This window comes from Rubripirellula lacrimiformis (genome assembly GCF_007741535.1).
Taxonomy (GTDB): Bacteria; Planctomycetota; Planctomycetia; order Pirellulales; family Pirellulaceae; genus Rubripirellula; species Rubripirellula lacrimiformis.
Genome location: NZ_CP036525.1, coordinates 3,153,252 through 3,170,984 on the forward strand (window position 1 = coordinate 3,153,252; position 17,733 = coordinate 3,170,984).

Sequence of the window (17,733 nt, forward strand, 5' to 3'; positions counted from 1 at the left end):
GGCTGCGTTTTCGACAAAGCATCGCTCGGGAAGCGACCGCCCAAGGGGTGTCGCTGGTCCGGGCAACGCATCCGATCGGATGATCAACGCTGCAAAGAAAGCGAACGTCGCGCCGCGATTGGACGACGACGTAGTCCCGAAAACGAAGACACGCCCCCCAGTGGAACACAGCCCCAAGCGGGTTAATTATTGATGCAACGGGGGGGCCGCAGTTTGGCCGACGATCAATCGCGTAAGTCAAAGCGTTTTTGTTGAACCGACATGATCGTGGCAAAGTAGTTTCTAAGTTTTGGCTGGACCCAATCGGTGGCTTGCACACGTTTCGATCCGTCGCTGGGGCCTACCCACCCCCCGTCGAGTGCGATGTCGATTTCGACGGGCTCGAATCGGTGGCCCGTCGGGTCCGTCAGTCGCAACTGGATGCAAGGAGATTTTGGGTCGTCTTCGGCCGGGCACATATCGGCAACCGAACCGGCGGTTTCCGTCGTCCAATCGAAATGGCGTTCGTCCAACAGTGCCCGTCGCAAATGGCCCAGCCCCGGCGTCGCCGTCAAATCGACCGTTTCGAAGTCGCTATTGCCACGCGAGATCAATTCCATGCGTTCCCCGATTTGCAGCGCCGTGATCACGTCCTGGCCCCAAAACCGGGTCGTCTCTTCCAGCTTTGTCTTGCGGGCTCGGATGCTGGCCCATGTGCCCAAGACCGCCAAAATTGCCACCAGCACACCGATCGCGATCCCGCGGCCGGTGATGACCGCACGGGGATCGTTGTATTTATCGGCGTGCGGATCGACCGGGGACTGGTCAACCGCCCCGTCCTCGTTGGGATTGCCTTGGGTCTCGATGGATCGGTCGGTCATGAGTTAAGTTGTCTGGAGTTTCGAGGACATTCACCGAAGGTTGGGATACACGCATGGTAACGCCGTCGCAAGGGTTTGAGGTCAGCAGCGTCAACGTGCCGCTAGGCGGCCGAAGCTATTCGATCCAGATTTCCAGTGGTGCCAGCGATGGGTTTGCCGCATCGATTCGCAGCGCACTGGGCGATGTGTCGCATGTATTGGTGATCGCTGACGAAGCAGTCGACCAGCCGTGGGCCGAATCGGTTTCGGCGGCTTTGGCTGCAAGTGGCGAAGAAGCGTCGCCCATTCGCGTCAGTCGCACGACCGTCGCATCGGGGGAACCGAGTAAATCGATCGCTGAAATGGATCGGCTGTTGCAATGGGTTTTGCAGAAAGGCGGCGACCGCCGCAGCGTGATCGTGGCGGTCGGGGGCGGTGTGATCGGCGATTTGGCCGGGTTCATCGCTGCGTCGTTCGCCCGTGGAATTCGCTTTGTCCAGGTCCCCACAACGCTGTTGGCAATGGTTGACAGCAGTGTGGGTGGCAAAACGGGCATCAATTTGCCGGGTGCCAAGAACATGGTCGGTGCGTTTTGGCAGCCATCGCTGGTGCTGATCGATACCGACGTCCTGTCAACGCTGTCCCAGCGGAGCTACCTCAGTGGTTTGGCCGAGGTGATCAAGTACGGGGTGATCGACGACGCCGAATTTTTTGCCGAACTGGAAGATCAGGCAACCGCATTGGTGGCGCGAAAGCCCGCAGCGCTGCGTCACGCGATTTCGCGAAGTTGTCAGTCCAAGGCAAGCGTGGTGGGCGAAGACGAACGGGAAACCAGCGGCCGCCGTGCGATTTTGAATTACGGGCATACCTTTGCCCATGCGATCGAAGCGACGGCCGGGTACGGAAAGTTTTTGCATGGCGAAGCGGTGGCGATCGGGATGCAGATGGCAGCCCGCTTGGCCGTCGACCTGGGGATGTGCGACCCGTCGCTATTGGACCGCCAAACACGGCTGATTCAGGCCTGTTGTTTGCCGACGACTTGGGCGGACGCCGATCCGGATGCCATGTTGCCGGTGATGATGCGTGACAAAAAGGTCGCTCACGGAAAGCTGCGTTTCATCCTGCCGACCAAAATCGGGGCGGTCGAAATGGTCGGGGACGTGGACGAGGCGGCTGTTCGCGCAGCGATCGTGAAACTGAAAAGCTGAAAAGTCGTCTACCCACGGTCGACGGCGACTTGATACCAAACGTCAGAGCAAATTCGTTTTTCCGCTCAAGTTCGCTTTGATTCGTGGGAACGGCCATTCGCCGTTGATTGCCTTGTCTGGTTTCACCACCGTGCGTTTGCCCATCATGATCGTGGCACTTTCGGCGTTTTCGTGCGTCGGGTGTGTGCGGCGACGGATGACGGTCCGCACCAGTCCCCCTGGGGCCACGGTCTCGGTCGACAACCAAGTGATCGGGACCACGCCGGCGGCGACCCCGTTTGGTTTCTACGGAACGCGCGAATTCCGCGTTGAAAAAGATGGGTTTCGCACGGAAACGATTCGCCGTCGTATCAACCCACCCTGGTATCAGTATCCTGGAATCGACTTTGTTGCCGAAACCTTGTGGCCTGGCGAACTTCGCGACGAACGAATCATCGATATCGAATTGGTGCCCAAGACGCTGGAACCGATCGACGATGTGGTAGGGCGGGCCGATTCGCTGCGAACTCAGTCTCGTCTCGGCGTGGTGACGGCGCCACCGTAGTGATAGGATGCGTTGATCTCTTAGCAAGCACTTTTCGCCCATGCCAGCCAACCGAACCAGCGTCGTGACCGCACGAAGTTTGGATCGTTGGATTCGATGGCTTGCGGTTCCCATCGTGATTGCCATGATTTTGGCAACCGTGCTGTCGGGGCATGACCGATTGGCGTTCCGGGACGTCAGCCACTTTTACACGCCGCTGTACGAATACGTTGCACTGCGCTGCCAAACGCAGTGGTTGCCGCTTTGGAACCCGCTGGACCAAACCGGCATCCCGCTGATCGGCGAAACCACCACCGCGGTCTTCTATCCGCTGCGGTATTTGCTGTTCGCGTTGCCGATTGCAGCATCGACAGCGATGGCTTGGTACGTCGCGATCCACTTGATGATCGCATCGGCGACGGCTCAATTTGCAGCCCGGTCGATGGGTGTCAATCGGCGATTCGCATTCCTGGCATCGATCGCCTATCCGTTGTCCGGCAGCGTTTGGTTTCTGTACACCAACCCGCCCTATCTGGTTTCGGCCGCTTGGATGCCACTGGCCATTGCGACGTTATTGTCACGACGCCTGCGACCGATAACGCGAGTCGTGGTGACCGCGTTGGCGCTAGCCATGATGATCCTAGCTGGCGATCCGCAGACCGCGTTGCACACCGTTTTGGTTGCCACCCCCGTCATGGCGGTCCGATGCTTTCGCGACGATGTCAATCGCTGGAAACTCTACCGAGTGGATGGATGTGTTTGGTTGCTGGCTCCGATCTTGGCGGCGATGTTGTCGGCGCCCCAGATCGCCGCGTCGGTGGCGTGGAGTCGACAGAGCAACCGTGCCCTGCCGCCTGCGGAAGTCAGTCGTTGGGCTCCGCCTGAGGTCGGCGGAAAGACACATCAGGCGTACCAGTTCTCGCTGCCGCCTTGGCATTTGACCGAATTGGTAACGCCCAATCCGTCCGGATCGCTGCTGCCAATCTATCGCCGGGTTAGTCAGTGGATTCCGGGGGATGGCCGGGTTTGGACGCCAACGATCTACATGGGATTGTTCGTGTTGTTGGCCATCATCGACCGCATCGGTCGATGGCGAACCGATGGGATCAATGCACCGCTTGCGATCCTGATGGTCTCGCTGGCTCTGTCCTGTGGCCACTTCGGGATCCTGTGGTGGGTCCAAGCGTCGACTGGCACGATGTCGCAGTTCGACAGCGCGGTGGGCGGACCATATTGGTGGCTGTATCAGTTCTTGCCAGGATACGACTCGTTCCGATATCCAACGAAGTGGTTGGTCTTTGCATCGTTGGGCGGTTCGGTGATCGCGGCCCAGTGGGGCCAGCGGGTTCATCGCAACCGGCAATCCATGGCCAGCCAGATTCCCGTGATCGCGATCGCCGCCGCGGCGATTCTGTTGGGGTGGGGATTGTGGTGGGCCTTTGGTCGCTGGACCGATTCGGCCGATGGGTTGCGGTCGATCCAGTCTGCCGCTCTGCCTAGCGACTTGTTTTGGGGACCGTTGGATGTGGCAGGTGGTTTGGTCGAAATTCGACAATCGCTGATCCATTCCACGTTGGCATTGACCGCGGTCATCGCCCTGATGATTGGCGCATCACGCGGTGCCCTTGGGCAGCGCCGATTTGCATTCGCGATGGGGGCGATCCTGATTGCCGATCTATGGGGCGTTGCCGCTGGGATGACGTACCGTGTGGACGTCGCGGCGGAAGACGCGATCGTTGAAACTCTGTCGCAAAATGTGCCTGACGACGTGCATCGCTGGATGCGTACCAAGTCCGGCACCGGATGGCCCGACCACTGGCAACAGGAATCCAGTCCCGATCGGTTATTCGAAGTCGAAGCCAGTCAGCGATCGGCTTGGTTCGGACGATGGCATCTGGCCGGTGGCCATCGCATGTTCAACAACATGGTATCGATCGAAAGTCAATCGATGGCCGCGTTCTGGGACCGATTTCACGTCGAGACAGATGGGATGAACGCGGCCCAGATCGATCAATGGTGGGATGCGGCGCGTTCAACCATGGCAATCGACGCAGTCGTCCATTGCACTCAGTCGCAGTCCCCACGCGAAGCGGCGATCATTGGCGACCGCGTCCTGGTCGATATCCATCGGACCAAAATACACTCTGGTCTTAGCGCCCGCCGGGGCGAGGTCATGCTTCGCGACGATGCCAACGTGGTCCAAGTGAATCTCTCGGAACCTGCGGCGGTTGTCCGTCCCGTGCTGCAAGATGGATCCTGGATCGCACGGGCCCGCCGCAGAACCGCGACGGTCGCGTCGTCTAGCGATCCGGAATTGCAGACGGATGAACCGGAGTGGCAGGCGGTGGAAGTCACCGCCATGCGAGGATTGGTCCAGCAGGTGAACTTACCCGCCGGTGATTGGACGATCCAATTCAAGTACGCTCCCGCGTGGGTGACGCAGGCGATTCCGTTGGCTGCAGTCGGCTGGATCGCGATTGGAATCTTCGTGTGTCGCCGATCCGTTGTTGGGCGACACGCGCGTCGATAGCGGATGCGAGTCCCACGACGGTTGCTCGGCGGGTGGGCCGTTTCTGAACCGAACTTATCGGCTAGACGTTCTGTTCCAGGTCTAGAAGCCGCTGTTTGGTTTCCAGGCCACCGGGGGCACTGAATCCGCGTAGGGATCCGTCGGCTGCGATCACTCGGTGACAGGGAATCACCAACAGGATGCGATTGCGCGACATCGCGGCGCCGACGGCGCGACTGGCGCCTGGACGTTCTGCCAACTCTGCTAACTGTTTGTAGGTGACGGTCGTCCCGATCGGGATTTCGCGGCAACGACGGTACACCAGGTGCGTGAAATCCGTCCATCCTGTCGAATCGATTTTGATGTCGTCAAAAGATTCTGGCTGGCCGCGATAAAACGATTGCAGTCGATCGTTGAATTGACGTGCCGCAGATGGTGCCTCGTCGTGCGACGCGTAGGTTTCCGCTGGGGCGTTGGCGTTTGCGGGCTGTGTCCAATCCAACCGAAACAGACCCTGCGGAGTCCAGGTCGACCACATCGATCCCAGCGGTGTTTCGTGCTGCGTGATTTGAAACGTCATGATTTATTTCCCGATGCAGAAACGCCCGAACACTCGATCCAATATATCGTCGGTGTAGACCGCACCGGTGACTTCGCCCAAGCACTGGGCGGCGGTTCGCATCTCTGCCGACACAAACTCGTGACCCTGGCTGTGACGAGTCAATTCGATTGCGGCAAGCACGGACGTATGGGCTTGATCAAGTGATTGACCGCATCGTGCTGCGGTACCGACGACGGATCCGTGTTCCTCGCTGTCGCGGTCAAGCAGTCGCTGCAACACGGTCTGGACGAGCGTTTCGATTCCGTCATCAGACAACGCGCTACAAGTTAGCAGCGCGTCCGATGAATCGGATGCTGGTTCCTGTTTTGGCTTCGAATCCGGGGCGGTCGGAAGACTGGAAATATCGCACTTGGTCGCAACAAACAGGTCGATGACTCCGGTGCGGCCTGATGTGCCGGCTTGATGACGCAGTTGAGTGAGCGCCGTGTCAAAGTCGCTGCGGCTGCTGTCGATGCACCACAGTCGCACGTCTGCTTCGTCGGACGCGCGTCGAGCGTGATCTTGGGATTCACGGCTGATGTCATCGTTTCCGGTTTCGATCCCTGCGGTGTCGACCCAGCGAACCGGATGCCCACAAAGCGTGGTGTCCAACGTGACCACGTCACGAGTCGTTCCAGCGACATCGGCAACGATAGCGGTGTCCGATTCGGACAATCGGTTCAAGAGTCGGCTCTTCCCCGCGTTCGGTTCGCCTCGCAGAATGATGGTGGCGCGAGACGTCGTACCGCCTCGCTGCCGCATCGCTTCGGCGGTCAATCGCAGCGTCTCAGAAATCTCGGTCAACCGTTGGACCACCGTTTCATCGCTGACGAATTCGATGTCTTCGTCCACGAAGTCCAGGCCAGCTTCCACGTCGGCAATCAAATTCAACAGTGTCGACCGCATCTGTTCCAGCGGTTTGGACAGGTTCCCCGAAAGTTGGCGAAGCGCGTGGTCCAACGACCCGCGGCCCTCGGCATCGATGACTCCCAGGACGGCTTCGGCCTGTGTCAGGTCGAGTCTGCCGGCCAGGAAGGCCCGCATCGTGAACTCGCCCGGACGCGCCGCCCGGGCGCCGGCGTGGGCCGCCAGTTCGGTTAACCCCGTCAGCAGCGGCAGCGAACCAAAGGTATGCAGTTCCGCCGATGGTTGTCCGGTGTAACTGCGTGGGGTTGGCCAGACCATCACGTCCACGTCCACCATGCCCAAAGGAACGCCGAGGTCGACGGCCGCGGGATAGCGGCTCGGTCGAACTTGGTTTGCCGGCGAAATCCCCATTCGGTCCAGGATTTCTAGGACGCTGGTTCCCGACAAACGTACGATGCCTCGCGGCGCCGGAGACGTCGGTGAGGCAATCGCAACGATCGTTTCGTCAAAGTCCCACACCCCGATTAACGGCTGGTACTGGATTCGGCGGGCGATACAGCGGGCAGTTCTGCAACCTGCGACGATGCGTCGGGCGTTGGGTCAACACTGCCCCCAGCCTGTTCCAGAGCATCCAGGACGTTCTGTTGAGTCAACAGATCGCGAAGGATGATCGGTTGATCGGGCGACCGACCTGGATAGATCGCCAGCAACGGAATCGACCGGCTTTGCAGTTCTTCCAGTTTCTTCTGGATGCTTTCGTCAAAGTCGGTGTAGTCGGCGTACATCGCAACCGCGTCCAGTTCATCGACCAGTTTGCGAGTCGCTTCGGTATTGATCGCGAACTCGTAGTTATAGATGCAGTTGGTGCACCACTTGGCCGAGAAATCCAGCAGGACCGTCTTGCCCTCGGATTGCAATTGGACCAGCCGAGCTTCGTTGTAGTCTTCCCAAGCCAACACCTTCGGACCGGGCACCAGATATACGAACGACGCATAGCCGATCAGGGCGGCAGCGGCGACGCCGGTGACCCAGGCAGCCAAACGCTTGGGCAGTTCCGACCATCCGGGGACTTGGCCGATAATCCAACATCCGAACCAGACACCGATCAGCGATACGAAGACGGGAAGCTTTTGGTAATCTTGGAACTGAGCAAAGAAGAACGCGACGGTTCCCAGGAACAGGAACGCCATGAACTCTTTGAAAGTCTCCATCCAGTTGCCCGGCTTGGGCAACCATGCGATCAATTTGGGCTGCATGCCGATCAACAGATAAGGCAGCGACATGCCCAAGCCAACGGTCATGAAGATTGCGATGGTTTGGATCGATGATAGCCCCAGAGTCAGGCCCAGGATGTAGCCGAGCATCGGACCGCTGCAGGGGGTCGCCAAGACGGTTGCAAAGACGCCTTTGGAGAACGCACCGGTCAGTCCTTCGCGGCTTTGTAGATCTTGCGACGCTTTCGTCGACGCCATTCCTGGTGCAGGAATTTCCCAAACGCCCAGGTAGCTAAGTGCCAGAGCAAACAGACCAAGGGTCAGTCCTAGTTTGACTGGAAAGTAAGTGAATTGCTGTCCCCAGCCGAACTTGAACACCACTGCCAACATCGCCAACAAAGCGAAGACAAACAGGATGCCAGCTGCGTAGACCAGGTTCAGGATCAACACGCGGCGACGATCTTCGCCGGCTTGGGATACGAAGCCCATGATCTTCAATCCGACCACGGGCAACACGCAGGGCATCACGTTTAGGATCACGCCGCCTAGGAATGCGAAGCCCAAAATGATCGGGAACGCCGTCGCGGCCTGCGGGGATGCGACGGTTGATCCGCCGTTTCCGCCTGACCCGCTGCCGCCATTGCCGCCGGATCCGCTGGTGGGACCGCTGCCGGATGACACGGAACCCAACGGAGCGATCGATGCTTTCTTGTCAGGTTGTGATTCGGTGGCAGATAGTTTGTCGACCCATTTGGTTTCGGCTGCGGCGTCCAATGCCGTCGCTGATTTGGCGGACGTCAAAGTGACGTCGCCGGTCGTGTCACTGCCAGTGGTTTCCGCGACGTTGATCTGTGTTGCGAACTGCAATGCCACCGGGCGATGACAACTGTTGTCCGTACACGCTTGGTAGGCAATCAATCCTTCGATCGATTGGGGGCCGGCAGCGGTTCCGGCCGGCACTTGGATGGGAAGCGACCAGCTAACCTGACCGGCATAGTAATGAACCGGCGGAAGGCTGGGCACGATCGATTTGCTGATGACGGCTTTGCTGGTCGCCGGAGCACCAATTTTCAATCCGGATTTCTTCGTGACCACAAAGTTGGTGGACGATTCGGCGTCATCGGTGGCAAAGCGATAGACGTGAAATCCTTTGTCGGGCTTGGCGGTGAACGTTAGCGTTGCCGTTTCGCCAGCTGCCACTTGGGATGGTGAAACGGTCGCATGCCAGCGAACGACATATTCATTGTCACGAAACCAATCGGCATCCGCGATGGCCACTTCGGCAGCAGATCCTGCGACAGCATTGGTGGTCGATCCGGCAGCCTTGTCAGCCGCACCCGCAGCGACGGTTGAATCCGTCGTCTTTCGCTGTGCGGCACTGACTGGTCCGCCGTAGTCAACGATCAATTGTTCGCGGACAGGCAAACAACGTCCGTCGCTTGAATCGCAGACCAGCGCGTCGACTGCGATGGTGATCGATTGCTCGAACCCGAACGGGACCTTGATCGGTGCGGTCCAGACAACGATGTCCTCGTGTTCTTCGACGGTCAATCCGTTGTAGACCGACGACACACTCTTGGACGGTGGGACGTCGGGTTGGAAGTCGCCCACGATTTGAACGGCATCGGTGGCTTCGCCCGATTGTGGTTTGACGGTGAACTTGGTTCGGACCGGGCCACCTTTTTTCTGAGTCGTCGAATAGATGTGCCAGTGCGTGGCCAGTTCGGCCTCGATCTCTAGCACGCCTTCGCCCGAAGGGTCAGCGAAATAGGTGGCGTTCCAGACGACCGGTTCGGCGCTGGGGTTGCTGGCACCGAATCCGCCTAGCGTAAAGTCGGGAAGCGCCCCGCCACCCACGCCGAAATCACTCTGGGCCGCTGCCTGGCCCCCGCATGCAACGATGCCGGAGAACAGAAAGACGGCGAAGAAAGCGGCCAGCCAGTCCTTGATGGTCGATTTATTTCTATCAGTCATGATTCTTGTGGGTGTGTGTCGAGCCAATGAATTCTACTTGTCGCGGGAGCGTGCAGTCAACGAAGCCGTTTTGCGTTCACCGCTGCGATTGCCTGCGGAGCGAAATTGTTGTGGTTTCACCCGTTCAGTGGATCGCCGTTTGCTTCCTGTGACCCTGGGCAGGGAATCCGAAAAAGGATCCCCGCCATCCGAATGACGTGTTTGGAGTTTCACTTCTTAAGTTTGGGGGAACATGCGATCTCGCACCGCAAGTGTCGTCCAATCGTCGATTCGGCCAGCGATCTGGTCCGGCCCTGCCAAGAACACGCGTTTTTGGGACACGCACCAGATGACCCAGTTTGCCAGGCTGATCCAGGTCGTCGCAAAATGCAGCGTCTGAGCCAATGGGAGTGCATCTTGAGGATTCAATCCCATGCCAAGCCAGTTCGGCGAATGATCGGTAACTTGCGTCGCTGAGTCGCCCCAAACGATCCGTTGTTGTAATACGTCTTTGCGGCCCCAATCCGCCAGAGCGGCTTGCCAAAGTTCGCGTTCTTCGGTCCGGTTTCGCGATGCCAGGAAGCTGCCCACCCAGCGAGCCAGGTCGGCGATAGGCGTGTCCACGCGGACGGCATCGAAATCGATCAACCCCGTGGGCACGGGAACCTGTGTCCCGGCGGCCAGTTGCGACGCCAAAACGAGACCGGGTGGCGATGGCGACAAGGCCGGGACTGGGTTGGCGTTGGCGTTGAGGTTGCTGAACAGAATGTGTTCGCGGTGCACGTCTCGCAAGACGAACTGCGTCGGCACCGGGGTACGGGCAAATGCAGTCAATTGAGCATCCATCTCAGCCGCAACGGAATTCCAGTGCTGGGCCAGTTCCCTGCAGGCCCGCCCGATCGATTCGCCAACCGGTACGGGCATCGCCGTGATGGCGACGCCAGCGTCTCGCAATGCCGCGGGCAATTCGTGACGCAGTTGGTTCAGACGCTGAATTCGGTTCTGGATCGCCGGTGCAGGCTGTTCCATTGAACCCAGGACGGAAACGGCCTGATGGAACTGGCGGATCAGTTCGGCCCCGGCTTGGACGGTCGCCGGTGCTGCGTTGCCGGTGGCCGGATCCCCGGTCATCCAGGTCGACAGTTCCCAAATTCGGCCTGCGACCGTCATTGACGCTTCGATCTTGGGGACCGATTCGATGCCGCCATCGCGAGCCGCCTGTTGCACTTGATGGACCTCGGCGACTCGCGATGGCGAGTTTTCGATGGGCCAATGTTTCAGAGCCCACTGGGTACCGTCGCTCGATTGACACCGGTAAACCGACGCGCCGCTGAATCCGGGGGCGATGTGGGTCACCCGTTCGATCGCCCGCGTGGCCAGCCACTCGGTGCGTATCGGGGTGGGCAGTTGGCAGTCCATGGCGATCAAAAAGTGGTGTAAGCTTGCCGCAGGTCGATCGGCGACAAATGAATCGGTTTAGCCTATCGGCAATCGAGCACCTGGGAAACGTTCGGAATCTACTTCGGCGTTTCCATCTCTGCCGTGACCCAAGTCTTGCTCCCCCACCCCGGTGATTTGCTTCGCCGGTCGATGGGAAACGGACACTATCGACGAAGTCAAAATCGAACGTTCCCGTACGCGAAACAGAAAGTGACATGATGTTCCGATACGCTTGTGTGGCAACCCTGTTGTGGGGCGTCTGTGCCTCGGCTCAGGATTCGGCTCCGTCCATTGACACGGCTGCCCAAAATATCAACGAAGCGGTGTTTCGCGGGCACGTGCGGTTTTTGGCCGACGATCTGTTGGAAGGCCGCGGGCCGGGGTCACGCGGTGATGCGATCACTCAATTGTACCTTTCAGCGCAGTTTCAAGCTCTCGGCTTGCAGCCGGCCGCTGCCGATGGAACCTGGTTCCAACCGGTACCGTTGGTGGGCGTGAAAACCGAGGCACCTGCCGAAATCCAGTTCAAGTCGGGCGACCAAAGTGTGACGGTGCAATCGGGTACCGATTTCATGTCGACGATCGGCAGCCCCAAAACCAAGGCTTCGATCACCGACGCGGAACTCGTGTTCATCGGCTACGGTATCCAAGCACCCGAGTATGACTGGGACGATTTCAAGGACGTCGACCTGACGGGCAAAATCTTGGTCGTGATGAACAACGACCCATCGGACGACCCCGAATTGTTTGCCGGGCGACGCCGATTGTATTACGGACGTTGGGACTACAAGTACGAAAGCGCCGCTCGCCAAGGTGCGGCCGGTGCGATCATCATTCATACGACACCATCCGCCGGCTATCCATGGCAGGTGATCCAGACATCGTGGGCCGGCGAAGAATTCGAACTGCGCGATGCCGGTGGGCCGCGAATGGAGCTAAAGGCCTGGGCGACCGAAGACGCGGCGCGGAAAATCGTTGCCTGCGGTGGTCAAGATCTGGATGCGTTGCGGGCGGCTGCCGAGACGCGAGATTTCCGGCCGGTGCCGTTGGGCGTCACGTTGTCGGTCGACTTGGCTGCGAAGGTTCGCACGCAAGACAGTGCCAACATCTTGGCTCGCTTGCCTGGCAGTGATCCCGAACTGGCCGATGAACACGTGATCTTTATGGCACACCATGACCACCTTGGAATGTCGGCCGAACGTGACATCAACGGCGACAACATTTACAACGGTGCGGTCGACAACGCATCGGGGACCGCAGCCCTGCTTGCGATCGCCAAAGCGTGTGTCGAACTGAACCCGCGGCCAGCCCGATCGGTATTGTTCGCTGCGGTTGCCGCCGAAGAACAAGGGCTGCTGGGGTCCAAGTACTTTGCCGCCGATCCACCCATTCCCCCCGGCAAGTTGGCGGCGGTGATCAATATCGACAGCACCAATGTCTTGGGGCGTACCCATGATGTGAACGTCATCGGAAAGGGAAAGTCGTCGCTGGACGTTCACGTCGAAGCTGTCGCGACATCGCAAGGGCGAGTGGTCACGCCGGACCACTTCCCCGATCGCGGATACTATTACCGATCCGATCAATTCAGTTTGGCCAAAATCGGTGTCCCCGGCGTCTACCTGCACTCGGGCATCAACGTCGTCGGCAAGCCGGACGGTTGGGGCAAGGCTCAGTTGGATGATTGGGTAGAAAAGGTCTACCACCAACCCAGCGACGAGTATCGCGACGACTGGAACCTGTCGGGAACCATCGAAGACACTCGCCTGCTATTCGAAGTCGGTATTCGCGTCGCTAACGATGCCGAAATGCCGTTCTGGAATCCTGGTGATGAATTCGAAGCCGCCCGAAAGGAAGCGATTCGCCAATCTGCTTCGAACCAGGACTAAGCCGAGCATGCGTTTGGTCTAACGATCATCGGATACAAACGGCCGCTCGGAATCGCAACGCCACGTCCTGCATCACGTGGCTATCGGTCCATGCGGTTTTCGGCAGGTTCCTAGTCAGGACTGCAGCGGGCGGAACCGCACGTTCAGCGATTCGTATCCCACCACTCGGGTGAACGTTTCCTGCTGTTCGACTTGCTCGACCGCGTCGACAATCTCGATTCGATCCACTCGATCGCAAAGCACTTCCAGAAACGCCCGAACCAGCAATCGGGCGTGAGCCGCCCCTTGGCACAGGTGGTTGCGGAAACCGAATGAGACGTGAGGATTGGGACGGCGATCAAGACGAACGGATCCCGGATCGTCAAAGACCGTTTCGTCATGGTTGGCCGACGCCCAGCAGAGTCCGATGCGGTGATCGGGAGGGACTTCGACGCCATGGATTTCGGCCCCTTGGGGACACACGCGACCAAGCACAGTAAGCGGCATGAACACGCGAAAGAACTCTTCGCTAGCCAGCGTGATCCGACGCGGGTCCTGGCGAAGATACTCCAGTTCATCGCTGTGTTCGCCTAAATGTGCCAGGATCGATGTCAGGCTGTGAATGATTGTGTCACGCCCGCCGGCAAACGCTAAGTTGCCAAAGCCGAGACATTCGTCGCGAGTCAACTTGCGACCCTGGAAAGTTGCCTGAGTCAACGCACTGAAAAAATCGTCGCTGGGGTTGGATTCGGCTCGATCGAATTGATCATTGAGGTAGTCTTCCAAGACATTTCCCGATTTGAATTCGCCACCGGTGACTTTGAAAACATGGATTCCCCAATCAATCCAAATCTCCGATTCGGATTCGGGCATGTTCAGTAGGTAGGTCAGCCCACGGGACTGAATCGGCAGCGCCAGTTGCGAAACGGCCTCGAACGTTTCGCCCGTCATCACGGATTCGATTGCTGCGTCGATCATTTGTTTGGCTTGCTGAATCACCTCTGGCTTCTTCGCACGCAAAAAAAATGGATCGGTGATGGCGCGATAGGCGGCATGGTCCGGCGGATCCGTCTCGATCGGCAGTTGGCGAATCGTCCGCACGGATTCTTCCGACGGGATCGGCACGCGGAAGGGCGCGTCCGACGAATAGGTCTCGATGTCCGCGGCGGCGGAACGCACATCGGCGTGCCGCAAAATCATTGCAATGTCTTCTCCATGGAACGGGCATTGCATCACGCCCTTTTCCTGTCGCGATCGCTTGAACGGGTCGCGAGCGTCAGGGATCTGCGGGGAATCTTGGGGCGCTTGGGAATCAGGTTGTGGCACGGTTTCGTAACTACCAGAGAGCGGGGTCTAGCCAATCATTCCTGCGTGGCGGTTGCGTCCGCCGTGAAGACCAGCACGCGAGGTTGGCCCGATGATCCGCTGTTGGCTTGCGCGGTTGCTTTGTCCTCGAGCCGATCCTGACCCACGACCTTCCCTGTTCGAGGATCGTAGACCCGATAGGATCGAGGGACATCTTTGCAAAGGATCGCCGAGTTTCCGCCGTTGGGCAGGTACAACACGAACAGCTTTCCTGGCACCAACAGTCCACGCCGCCCGTACGTACAGTCCCAGTTCGGTTCCATGTTGGCAAGCGGCAATCCGTCCAAGATTTTCGCGGCGATGCCGGGATACTTGGATCCTTCGAAGTCGAGTGCTTCACGCCAACCTGCTCCTGGGGCGGTGCACCAACTGGCATGGCCAGCTTCGTTGGCGTCGAGCCGCCATTGCCAGAGACTGCCGGCTCCGTAGACCACTCCCATCGTGCCGCCTGCGGTCAGGTTGCACCACGCTTCGTGCCCCTGCCACCACCCTGCTCCGTTGCCTTTGCGACCGATGTTTTCGTAGGTCGGTTCGCCATTGGCGACGGCTTTGGCGGGTAGGTTCCGCCACATATCGGCGACTCGTTCGGCAATGTGTTCGCCTCCGTGGCCTGTCTGGCACCACTGAAAGTCCAGCCACGCTTTGTCCTGATGCGTACGGTTCTTCGCATGCGGGGAATAGTGAATTCCGGTGGGCTGCTGGTAGGCGTCCCACTTTTCGATCTCGCGTCCCGCCAAATCGAGTTGGTGGACGATCGATTCTTTTTCCGCTGGACCGTCTCCTCCCACCAACCAGATCGCCGGCCGGGCACCGTAGCGAGCGACCAGATAGCGGCAATACCGGGCGTAGTCTTCGGCGCTGATCACGTTGCCTGCCGTACCGCCTCCTTTCCATCCGTACCCGTGAAAGACAGGTTGGTAAACCGGCGTGATGCCGTGCGCGGTCAACACATCCACCAATTGGTCGAAGGTCTGAAAGTATTCCGGATTCAGTTGCTGCAACGATCCCTTCGGCAGATCTTCGAAACCGACATCGAAACCGCCCTCTTCGGTACGAGAACGTGGGCCTTCGGTGCCTATGTCCGGCTGTACCGTCATCAGCAAGGCCGCGTTGTATCCTTTGTCGCGTCGATCCTGCGAATACGTTTTTACCTGCTCGACGGTTGCCCGCCACGGCAACGCCCATGCGGTGTCGGCGCACAATAGACGCGATGTACCGTCGGCATGAATCAGGTTTCGTCCGCCTTTGGGAATGCTCCAAAAACCATGCTGCGTGAACACGGTCGGTGTTGCCGTCTTCGATTCAACCGCGTGGAATGATCCGGTTTTCCCGTGGATGCCCGGATCGTTCTCACGATCGGCCGATTGCCAATGCCAAGTTCCGGAAGCCAGGGGCGATGCAAATCGGACACGAAATGTTTTCCCGCCATCCCAAAACATCGGTCGACGGATGCTCGTCCCATCGTCGTGGGTGAAATCAACCCAGGCCTCCACATCGGTGTAAGGGTTGGCCGTTTCCTGATCAGCGGTGAATTCAAGTTCGACTTCACTCCACTGCTGACACTCCGTCACCGCTTCTGCGGCAGGCGTGCCGGTAGGGCCGACGCAAGCACACCCGAAAAGTAGAACGAATGAAAGAACCAGTTTGTTCGTCATGTAATTTTCCTGAGGGGTTCGTTCAAGACATCAGCCGATTGCCTGTCCGATTCTTGAGTGGCTCCCTTGCAGTGTACAAGATTGCGAGTCCCGCCACGCGGTCTGCTGATTTCGTTAGCCGCGACGCGTACGCGGCCGGGAATCCTCGATTGCCCGTGGCCTCACGGCCAGCGGCTCACCAAATCAGCAGGCCGCTCGTGCCAAAACGGCTAAGCAACGCACGATCAATCAGTGTCGGGACTGCAGTAGTGGGATTCGCCAGAATTCCCCCCGCCAACCCGACGGTCAGGAACTCTGGCGAATCCCACTACGAAAGATATTTCCCGTGCGTTGCTAATCATCCGAAAGACTTCTGGCTAACTGCCTCTTCGTGCGTGTAGATACGAATCTCGTTGGGAGAGTGGACATCGACGTGAACCTCGGAGAGAACCGAACCGTTCGACTGAAACCAATCTCGCAGCAGTGTACCGCCCATGATTCGTGGCGTTGAATTCGTGTTCGCACGACGGTTTAAGGGTAGACTCGCGGCACGACCATTTGGTCGGGGACGGGTTTGCGTTCGTAGTCGTCGTTGTGTTTGCGTGGCGGCAATTCCACTTCGGGCTGCGGGACCTCTTGATACGGGATCTGTTGCAGCAGGTGGTGGATGCAGTTCAGCCGAGCACTCTTCTTGTCCACCGCTTCGATGATCCACCAGGGCGCGTGTTCGACGTGCGTCCGTTCCAGCATGATCTCTTTGGCGATCGTGTACTGTTCCCACCGACGACGAGATTCTAAGTCCATCGGACTCAGCTTCCACTGTTTCAGCGGATCGTTGATCCGACATCGAAATCGAAACTGTTGTTCTTCGTCGGTGATAGAAAACCAGTATTTCAGCAAATAGATGCCGGATCCGATCAGCATGTTTTCGAACACTGGGACGGTATGCAAGAACTCTTCGTATTCTTTGTCGGTGCAGAATCCCATCACTCGTTCAACACCAGCGCGGTTGTACCAGCTTCGGTCGAACAGCACCATTTCGCCGGCGGCGGGTAGGTGAGCCACATAGCGTTGGAAGTACCACTGAGTCTTTTCACGTTCGGTGGGAGCCGGCAGTGCTGCGACCCGGCACACTCGCGGGTTCAAGCGTTGAGTGATTCGCTTGATCGCACCGCCCTTGCCCGCCGCATCGCGACCTTCAAACAGGACCACGATCTTGGCACCGGTTTCCTCGACCCAGTTTTGAAGCTTGACCAATTCGCGTTGCAATTCCAGCAGCTCGCGAAAGTAAGCCTTTCGATCGATTCCCGATCCGCCGTCTGTCCGCTCGTCGTCTCGCGAAAAACGAATGTCGTCGAGTTCCAGTTCCAGTTCCTCGTCGATCGAGTCGAGGAGCTCGTCGCGGAGGCGGTGGATGTCGAATCCTTGTTCGTCGTTCATAGGGCGAATGCCGCAATGTGAATGGATGCAAAATGAGGTCGATGTCTGAAAGGCGATCACCGCATCGGCGTCTTCGGTTGACCGCGCCTTCGGTCAACAGGTTACGGAGCGAATCGGGGATCCAACAGGGGAGAGTGTGCCCCCGGTCCGTGCCAGCCGTGCGCCCGCACACCAGCACAGCGGATCCGCGACGTCACGGGATCCGTCACGTCACGCGATCCGTCACGTCACGCGATCACAGGCGCGTTGACGGGCTGGGCCTGCCTGCAAGATGA

The 17,733-nt window shown here is 58.8% G+C and carries 12 protein-coding genes; 4 read left to right on the plus strand and 8 right to left on the minus strand.

The window, feature by feature from the left end; all coding sequences use genetic code 11:
• Nucleotides 1-224: 224 nt before the first annotated feature.
• Nucleotides 225-860: a hypothetical protein gene (locus K227x_RS11175; RefSeq protein WP_145169567.1), complete on the minus strand. Its 636-nt coding sequence runs from the start codon at nt 858-860 to the stop codon at nt 225-227.
• A 53-nt stretch (nt 861-913) separates the two neighbouring features.
• Between K227x_RS11175 and aroB the strand changes: the two genes are divergently transcribed.
• The 3 genes from aroB (at nt 914) to K227x_RS11190 (ending at nt 5,100) form a co-directional block, all read left to right on the plus strand.
• On the plus strand, nt 914-2,047 hold the full coding sequence (gene aroB, locus K227x_RS11180) for a 3-dehydroquinate synthase (RefSeq protein WP_145169568.1): 1,134 nt from the start codon (nt 914-916) through the stop codon (nt 2,045-2,047).
• 130 nt (nt 2,048-2,177) lie between these two features.
• Nucleotides 2,178-2,591 (plus strand): PEGA domain-containing protein, encoded by a 414-nt coding sequence (locus tag K227x_RS11185; protein ID WP_246146739.1) that lies wholly within the window; start codon nt 2,178-2,180, stop codon nt 2,589-2,591.
• A 40-nt stretch (nt 2,592-2,631) separates the two neighbouring features.
• Complete coding sequence (locus tag K227x_RS11190; RefSeq protein WP_145169570.1) at nt 2,632-5,100, plus strand: YfhO family protein; 2,469 nt, start codon at nt 2,632-2,634, stop codon at nt 5,098-5,100.
• A 61-nt stretch (nt 5,101-5,161) separates the two neighbouring features.
• On the opposite strand, the gene K227x_RS11195 is transcribed toward K227x_RS11190, so the two are convergent.
• The 4 genes from K227x_RS11195 to K227x_RS11210 all read right to left on the minus strand — a co-directional run bounded on the left by K227x_RS11195 (nt 5,162) and on the right by K227x_RS11210 (nt 11,133).
• The gene (locus tag K227x_RS11195; RefSeq protein ID WP_145169571.1) at nt 5,162-5,659 is read right to left on the minus strand and encodes a methylated-DNA--[protein]-cysteine S-methyltransferase; all 498 of its coding nucleotides are present in this window, start codon (nt 5,657-5,659) and stop codon (nt 5,162-5,164) included.
• A 3-nt stretch (nt 5,660-5,662) separates the two neighbouring features.
• Complete coding sequence (locus tag K227x_RS11200; RefSeq protein WP_145169572.1) at nt 5,663-7,066, minus strand: tRNA modification GTPase; 1,404 nt, start codon at nt 7,064-7,066, stop codon at nt 5,663-5,665.
• 5 nt (nt 7,067-7,071) lie between these two features.
• The gene (locus tag K227x_RS11205) at nt 7,072-9,735 is read right to left on the minus strand and encodes a cytochrome c biogenesis protein CcdA (RefSeq protein ID WP_145169573.1); all 2,664 of its coding nucleotides are present in this window, start codon (nt 9,733-9,735) and stop codon (nt 7,072-7,074) included.
• A 216-nt stretch (nt 9,736-9,951) separates the two neighbouring features.
• Nucleotides 9,952-11,133, minus strand: a complete 1,182-nt coding sequence (locus tag K227x_RS11210) for an aminoglycoside phosphotransferase family protein (protein ID WP_145169574.1) — start codon at nt 11,131-11,133, stop codon at nt 9,952-9,954.
• A gap of 236 nt (nt 11,134-11,369) precedes the next feature.
• Here K227x_RS11210 and K227x_RS11215 point away from each other — a divergent pair, with 236 nt between their 5' ends.
• Nucleotides 11,370-13,040 carry a M28 family peptidase gene (locus tag K227x_RS11215; RefSeq protein WP_145169575.1) on the plus strand — a complete coding sequence of 557 codons (1,671 nt, stop codon included), beginning with the start codon at nt 11,370-11,372 and terminating at the stop codon, nt 13,038-13,040.
• Between the two features lie 114 nt (nt 13,041-13,154).
• Here K227x_RS11215 and K227x_RS11220 read toward each other — a convergent pair whose 3' ends face one another.
• From K227x_RS11220 to ppk2, 3 genes are all read right to left on the minus strand, one after another.
• A complete protein-coding gene (locus tag K227x_RS11220) occupies nt 13,155-14,345 on the minus strand; it encodes a cytochrome P450 (protein WP_218933938.1) in 1,191 nt (396 codons plus the stop codon).
• Nucleotides 14,346-14,380: 35 nt separating this feature from the next.
• Entirely contained in the window at nt 14,381-16,039 is a 1,659-nt protein-coding gene (locus tag K227x_RS11225) for an apiosidase-like domain-containing protein (RefSeq protein ID WP_145169576.1), read from the minus strand.
• A gap of 510 nt (nt 16,040-16,549) precedes the next feature.
• Nucleotides 16,550-17,458: a polyphosphate kinase 2 gene (gene ppk2 / locus K227x_RS11230; protein WP_145169577.1), complete on the minus strand. Its 909-nt coding sequence runs from the start codon at nt 17,456-17,458 to the stop codon at nt 16,550-16,552.
• Nucleotides 17,459-17,733 lie beyond the last annotated feature (275 nt).

What these genes read in the sequence shown, in the direction of transcription:
- K227x_RS11175 (WP_145169567.1), bottom strand. Translation starts at nt 860, where the DNA reads ATGACCGACCGATCCATCGAGACCCAAGGCAATCCCAACGAGGACGGG.
- aroB (WP_145169568.1), top strand. Translation starts at nt 914, where the DNA reads ATGGTAACGCCGTCGCAAGGGTTTGAGGTCAGCAGCGTCAACGTGCCG.
- K227x_RS11190 (WP_145169570.1), top strand. Translation starts at nt 2,632, where the DNA reads ATGCCAGCCAACCGAACCAGCGTCGTGACCGCACGAAGTTTGGATCGT.
- K227x_RS11195 (WP_145169571.1), bottom strand. Translation starts at nt 5,659, where the DNA reads ATGACGTTTCAAATCACGCAGCACGAAACACCGCTGGGATCGATGTGG.
- K227x_RS11205 (WP_145169573.1), bottom strand. Translation starts at nt 9,735, where the DNA reads ATGACTGATAGAAATAAATCGACCATCAAGGACTGGCTGGCCGCTTTC.
- K227x_RS11210 (WP_145169574.1), bottom strand. Translation starts at nt 11,133, where the DNA reads ATGGACTGCCAACTGCCCACCCCGATACGCACCGAGTGGCTGGCCACG.
- K227x_RS11215 (WP_145169575.1), top strand. Translation starts at nt 11,370, where the DNA reads ATGATGTTCCGATACGCTTGTGTGGCAACCCTGTTGTGGGGCGTCTGT.
- K227x_RS11225 (WP_145169576.1), bottom strand. Translation starts at nt 16,039, where the DNA reads ATGACGAACAAACTGGTTCTTTCATTCGTTCTACTTTTCGGGTGTGCT.
- ppk2 (WP_145169577.1), bottom strand. Translation starts at nt 17,458, where the DNA reads ATGAACGACGAACAAGGATTCGACATCCACCGCCTCCGCGACGAGCTC.